8 protein-coding genes and 1 tRNA gene are annotated in these 5,953 nt (G+C 37.6%); 3 read left to right on the top strand and 6 right to left on the bottom strand.

Annotated features, from left to right (window positions below):
• From KKD20_03570 to KKD20_03545, 6 genes are all read right to left on the bottom strand, one after another.
• Positions 1 to 357: winged helix-turn-helix domain-containing protein (locus KKD20_03570; GenBank protein ID MBU4332174.1), on the bottom strand; the 357-nt coding region annotated here is incomplete at its 3' end.
• A 70-nt stretch (positions 358 to 427) separates the two neighbouring features.
• Positions 428 to 967, bottom strand: a complete 540-nt coding sequence (gene tsaE / locus KKD20_03565) for a tRNA (adenosine(37)-N6)-threonylcarbamoyltransferase complex ATPase subunit type 1 TsaE (GenBank protein ID MBU4332173.1) — start codon at positions 965 to 967, stop codon at positions 428 to 430.
• A gap of 98 nt (positions 968 to 1,065) precedes the next feature.
• A complete protein-coding gene (locus KKD20_03560; GenBank protein MBU4332172.1) occupies positions 1,066 to 2,319 on the bottom strand; it encodes a tRNA (adenosine(37)-N6)-threonylcarbamoyltransferase complex transferase subunit TsaD in 1,254 nt (417 codons plus the stop codon).
• Between the two features lie 12 nt (positions 2,320 to 2,331).
• Entirely contained in the window at positions 2,332 to 3,000 is a 669-nt protein-coding gene (locus KKD20_03555) for a nucleotidyl transferase AbiEii/AbiGii toxin family protein (protein ID MBU4332171.1), read from the bottom strand.
• Positions 2,979 to 3,185 (bottom strand): hypothetical protein, encoded by a 207-nt coding sequence (locus KKD20_03550; protein ID MBU4332170.1) that lies wholly within the window; start codon positions 3,183 to 3,185, stop codon positions 2,979 to 2,981. Before KKD20_03550 ends, KKD20_03555 begins: the two co-directional genes overlap by 22 nt.
• Positions 3,186 to 3,247: 62 nt before the next feature.
• Positions 3,248 to 3,322 (bottom strand) — tRNA-Glu (locus tag KKD20_03545).
• A gap of 279 nt (positions 3,323 to 3,601) precedes the next feature.
• Between KKD20_03545 and KKD20_03540 the strand changes: the two genes are divergently transcribed.
• From KKD20_03540 to KKD20_03530, 3 genes are all read left to right on the top strand, one after another.
• Complete coding sequence (locus KKD20_03540) at positions 3,602 to 4,183, top strand: Hsp20/alpha crystallin family protein (protein MBU4332169.1); 582 nt, start codon at positions 3,602 to 3,604, stop codon at positions 4,181 to 4,183.
• 5 nt (positions 4,184 to 4,188) lie between these two features.
• Entirely contained in the window at positions 4,189 to 4,464 is a 276-nt protein-coding gene (locus KKD20_03535; protein MBU4332168.1) for a DUF3006 domain-containing protein, read from the top strand.
• 125 nt (positions 4,465 to 4,589) lie between these two features.
• Positions 4,590 to 5,953 (top strand): peptidoglycan binding domain-containing protein (locus KKD20_03530; GenBank protein MBU4332167.1); only part of this gene is annotated, 1,364 nt, incomplete at its 3' end.

Here is a 5,953-nt window from a genome sequence, read left to right as displayed (position 1 = left end):
ACTATTGGCATCCATTTTATTCTTAACGTAAGAACCAAAAAGATATGCCTCCTTGATGTCCTTAATTTCACATAGGCCATCTTTTAATTCTCGCTCAATTCCTTGAGTTTTTAAAAATAGTTTCTGAATCTCTTTATAAAGGAGGTATTTTTTGTTAAGAAAATAATATCTTTGATTTCCTTGAAATTCAGAATTGAAAATTCCCTCTTTCTCTATTTCTCTCAACTTTTTTATCAAATTACCTCGGTCAAGCGAAAGTTTTCTCGCAATTTCATTAACATAAAGCCGAGCATCAGGATTAAGAAAGAAATATCCTAGAAGCTTTTTTGTCAATTTTGATTTAGTGTTAAGAATCATTTTTAGTAAGTGTTAAGCTTTACACCAATTAGTGTGGCATTTTACACTAGCATAGTCAAATTACTTATCCTTAATCTATTGAAGGACTAATTACCTCAATTTCTCTCTCATTTTCTTTTTTCCCATACCCCATCTTAATCCAAATTATCATCGAACGCAAGTGAGACCTTGAGCGACCTTTCGGCTCTGAGCTCAAGGCCGAAGAGGCAGAGCGAGTCGAAAGGGGCAAGATTTCCTTCACCTTTTCCGCCCACTCAATAATAGTCAAAGTTCTTGGGTCATCAATATATTCCATTATTCCAATATCTTTTAACTCTTGTCCATTATTAATTCTGTAAGCGTCAGCGTGACACAGTTGTCGTATCCGTGATCCGTGGCTATCCGTTTTATATCCGTGTCCATCCGTGTCATATGTTTTCATTAGCACAAAGGTGGGGCTTGTAATATTTTTTTTAACCCCCAGTCCCTTGGCAATTCCCTTAATCAAAGTCGTCTTTCCGGTCCCTAAATCCCCAGTCAGCGCAATCGTCTCGCCGCCCCTAAAACGGTTGGCCAATTTCTCGCCAAGTTTCATAGTTTCTAGTGCTGATTTTGTAATTATTTTTTTCATAGCGTGGTCACTGGTCAATAGTCACTGGTCACTGGGGGTCGTTTTAAAACGCAATCCAACAAAACCCTAGTTGCTAGTGACCAGTGACTAGTGACAATTTATAAAGTTAAGTTTGGATCCACTTTTATTTTATTTAGCTCAATAAAATTTCTCTCTCGGAAATGACGAACTCCGGCCATAGCGATCATAACCGCATTATCAGTAGAAAGTCCTGGGCCCGGCAAGAGTAGCTTATTTCCAAACTCTTTTTTAAACCTTTCTCTTAAACTTTTGTTCGCCGATACCCCGCCAGCAAGAATAACATTTTTTACCTTATACTTTTTTGCGGCCTTTAGCGTTTTTGCGGTAAGCACATCAATCACCGCCTGCTGAAATTCAGCGCACATTTTAGAGATATACTTTTTTCCTAGTTTCTTATTTCTTATTTCTTGTTTCTTGTTTCTTGTTTCATAAAGCACCGCTGTTTTCAATCCCGAAAACGAAAAATCAAAATCCTTTGAGTCAATCATCGGACGAGGTAAATTTATTTGATATTTGGAGCTTGTAATTTGGAGTTTTTTTGTATCCTTGTTTCTTGTTTTCGATAGAATCTGAGCTTGCCGAAGATCTTGTTTCTTGTTTCCAATTTTTTGACACTCATCTGCCTTAACCGCGATAACTGGTCCTCCTGGATATCCAAGCCCAAGTAACTTCGCCACTTTATCAAACGCCTCCCCAGCCGCATCATCACGCGTCTCGCCAATTATTCTATATCTCCCATAATCCGTCATCAAAACCAACTGCGTATGCCCTCCGCTCACAATCAGCGCCAGTGCCGGAAAATTAAAGTCGTTTATTTTCATATTTTCATAATCTCGTATTTTCATCACAGAATAAATATGTCCCTCTAAATGATTGATTGCAATCAATGGCTTGTCCCACGCGTACGCCAATGCCTTCGCCGTCTCAACGCCCACTAAAAGTGAAGTAATCAGTCCAGGTCCATTAGTCACCGCAATAGCGTCAATTAAGTCATTCGCGCCCTTTGTTTCTTGTTTCTTGTTTTCGACAGAACCTGCCGTTCGAGGCCCTGAGGCCCTCAGGCCCGAATGGGAGCTTGCCGAAGGTCTTGTTTCTTTCAACCTTTTTATAGTCACCTCGCCCTTAAATTCCTCAAGAGCTTGTTCAACGACAGGAATTATGTTAACAACGTGATTCCTCGCCGCCACTTCTGGCACAATGCCCCCATATTTGGAGTGGATTTTAACTTGCGAAGAAACGATGTTTGATATAATATCAAAACGACCGCGGTCAAATCTAACTAACGCGGCTGCTGTTTCGTCGCAGGATGTTTCGATACCTAAAATTAGCATAAATAAAATAATTTAATCTTTCATGACTTTTGTCTTACCAATCATCTCCGCTTGTTTTTTAAAAAAATCTTGCCAATCCTTATTGGCTGTTTTAATTATCATTCGCGGAAAATCTTTCACAGTTGTTGCCTGCAAAAATTGCGAGCCTAGAAGTAGAGGATCAATATGCCAATCAAATTTGCTTTTAGCCGTTCTTGCCAAATCATCAATATTCCATCCTTGTTTAGAACAGATAAAATACAAGTCAACAAAATCACGCGCTCGCGGCTTTTGATAAATCGTAAAAATTTTATTAACCGCAATGTCTGTTAAGCTGTCAATGTCTAATTTGTTAATTTTCTTTTTTTTCTCAACGCGAGGGAAGGGAAAATAAGTGAACTCTGTTTTTATTGTCTCGTTTTTTAATTTTAGAAAAAAAAGCTGGCGATTAAAACTTTGTTCATAAGCGACTTTTTTAATGCCCAACGATTTCTGATGCTTTTGCCAAAATACAGCGATAGTAGACGAATCAAATTCTTTTTCGCTAAAAAAGTCTAAATCTTCTGATAAGCGGTGGCCTAAATAAAATTCGGCCAGTGCGGTGCCGCCAGTTAAATAAAAATTTTCAGTCAAAGAATTATCTTGACTGATTATTTCTAAAATTTTTCTTTGATTGTTAGTTAAGATTGTTTTTGCGGCCATAGAAGAAAAGCAAGATATTTCTTTTTTTGCGGGTCAAGATGAAGTTTGGGCCAATACTTTATGAGTTCGCTTCGCTTTAATTTATCTTTGCCTAAACCAAAATTAACCAATTGCTCTAATCGCCAGATTGCATATTGGTTTTTATCTTTTTTTAGTTGTTTGATATCAACTGACCAGTTATGCATGTTTAAGTTTTATATTATCTTTGATAAAAAATCAATGAACAAACTTAGTTTTAGGGTTGCTTTGGTACCGCCTAGGGGAATCGAACCCCTGTTGCCAGGATGAAAACCTGATGTCCTAACCACTAGACGAAGGCGGCATACGAGAAATAAAAAAATTAAGAAATATAGAAATTAAGGGAAAAATTTCTCCTTGATTTCTTAATTTCGCGAGGCAAGGCCGAGCATAATTTCTAAATTTCTACTGTGCAAATCTACAAATCAATTAGTTTATTATGGCTATATAATAGCTCAAAATTATAGTAAAGTCAAGATTGTATTTGACTCTTCATTTAATTTAGTTTATACTATGGTAATGGTAATTTTTAATTCTCTGCCTCTTTCTATGCGGGGGTAGAAAGCTATAAAGGGACAATAATATGCCACAAGCTAATCCTAGTGACATAAAAAGGAGAAAATCTTTTTGGAAAAAACTAACGGGTGTTGAATCGGAAACAGAGGGGTACGAGCAACCACAACAACCACAACAGTCACAAAACACACCCGAGCCGCAGCCTGTGGAGATTGAAGATAACATAGAACCAGTAGGGCCGGTTCAAGCGGCTCCAGGGCCGGCCGAACCCCCGAAGAGCGACGAGGAAGGAGAAGAGTGGATGGATGAAGAATATGAAGGCCAGCTTTCTGTTGATGTTTATCAGACCGCTAATAATATTGTTATTAAATCAACCATTGCCGGAGTCAAGCCAGAGGACATAGACATCTCCATCCAAAATGACATGATTACAATTCGCGGTCAGCGCCAAAAAGAAGAAAAAATCAAAGAAGATAACTATTTTTACCAAGAGTGCTACTGGGGCGGCTTCTCCCGTTCAATTATTTTACCAGTAGAAGTAAGGACAGATAAAATTGATGCTGCCCTAAAGGATGGAGTTTTGACTATTATAATACCAAAAGCCAGAAAATCAAAATCTGTTATTGTTAAAGTTAAGAAGGGAGCTTAGATTCAATGAAAAATGATCTTAGCAATAAAAAAAATAATGATGCTTTTGAATCAGACAATCGACCTTTTATTAAGGGTGTGGTTGATTGCTTTGAAAATGAGCAGGCGGTTATCCAAACCGATGATAAGCAAAAAATTATATGGCCGCGAGAAAACTTGCCTGCTGATATAAAAGAAGGAATGGGTATAAAGCTGTTTTTAAGTACGGATGCAATGGAGGCGCGAGGCAGAGAAGAAATAGTTAAAGATCTGCTTAATCAGATTTTAAAAAAATCAACATAAAAAAATTTTCCAAGACGTGCGCGGGGGTTGAAAATTCTCAACCCTTTTTTGATTTTTCAACGTTAAGGTGTTAAAATTATTATAGGGGGTATTGTAATGTGCCATTACAGTAATAATATATTTTTATGCCCAGCTCGCCTTTAGAAAAAATCCAGAATATTGCCAAAGACGTTTCTCAAGATGTTAAAAAAAATAAAAACGTCTGGAAAAGATGGTTTTTTGTTATCGCCGGTGTTTTTTCTACTTTAATCATTCTTCTCATTGGTGCTATTTTTATTTATAACCAAGTCCATGCTCAAAAAATTTATCCCGGCGTCTATATTGGTAAGATGAATCTCGGCGGTTATGCCCCCGAAGAAGCGCGAGAGGCTCTGCATCGCCTAACAAATAAGATTAACCGGGAGGGAATTCTTTTTGTTGCTGACACCGGGGATAATTATAAAGAAACTCGCATCACGCCAATATTAATCGCTCCTGAAGATCCAGACATAGCGCGAGAAATTTTAAGATTTGATTTAGAACAAACATTAAACCAAGCTTGGCAATTAGGCCGGCAAGGAAATTTTTTAAATAAGGTTAAATATCAGCTACTGCTTTTGATTCAACCACAAGAAGTTGCGCTTGATTATTCTCTTGACAATGAGGAATTTAAAAAGATTCTTAGCCAAAATTTTTTTGAACTGGAAAACCCGGGCCAAGACGCCCGGCTAGAAATAAAGAACCATCAGGTCTCGGTCATACCCGAAAAATATGGCAATAGTTTTGATTATGATGGAGCTTTAAGAGAGTTAGAGCGGCGGGCGGCCATCCTTGGTTTTGATAAACCAATTGAATTAAAACTTAAAATTGATTACCCAAAAATTAAAGCTGGTGATACCTTGCTTCTTGCGGCTAAAGCCGAGCAAATTTTGGAAAAATTTAAGGGCAGCTCTTTAATTTTAAAATACGAAGACGCAACCTGGGAAATAAAACAAAAAGAGATAGAGGCTTGGTTAAAATTTGACCTGAAAAACGAAAATGATCTAATTATTAATATAAACCAATCTTCAACTACTGCTTTTTTAGAAAACATAGCGAAAGAAATTGACATTGAAGTTAAGGAACCGCTTTTTACCCTCTCAACCTCAACTGATGATGAATTAAAGGCAGTAGAATTTCAAGCAGGCGCTGGCGGTTTGAAATTAGACATGGAAAATAGCTGCGAAAAAATAATGCAAGAAATTATAAAAAGCGGAGAATTGAACGAAGTAAGGCTAGTAAGCAGAGTAATTAAACCCCGCCAAACAATAGGAGATGTTAATGATTTGGGCATTAAAGATTTGCTCGGCGTGGGCGAATCAAATTTTTCTGGTAGTCCCACAAATCGAAGGCACAATATTGGGGTGGGGGCAAACAAATTAAATGGCCTTTTAATTGCTCCGGATGAAGAATTTTCTTTGGTACAAACATTGGGAGAGGTCAATGCGGCTACTGGTTATTTACCGGAATT

Source organism: Patescibacteria group bacterium (genome assembly GCA_018896645.1).
Lineage (GTDB): Bacteria > Patescibacteriota > Patescibacteriia > UBA2591 > JABMQE01 > JAHIMF01.
This window is presented reverse-complemented; position numbering and strand designations above follow the sequence as displayed.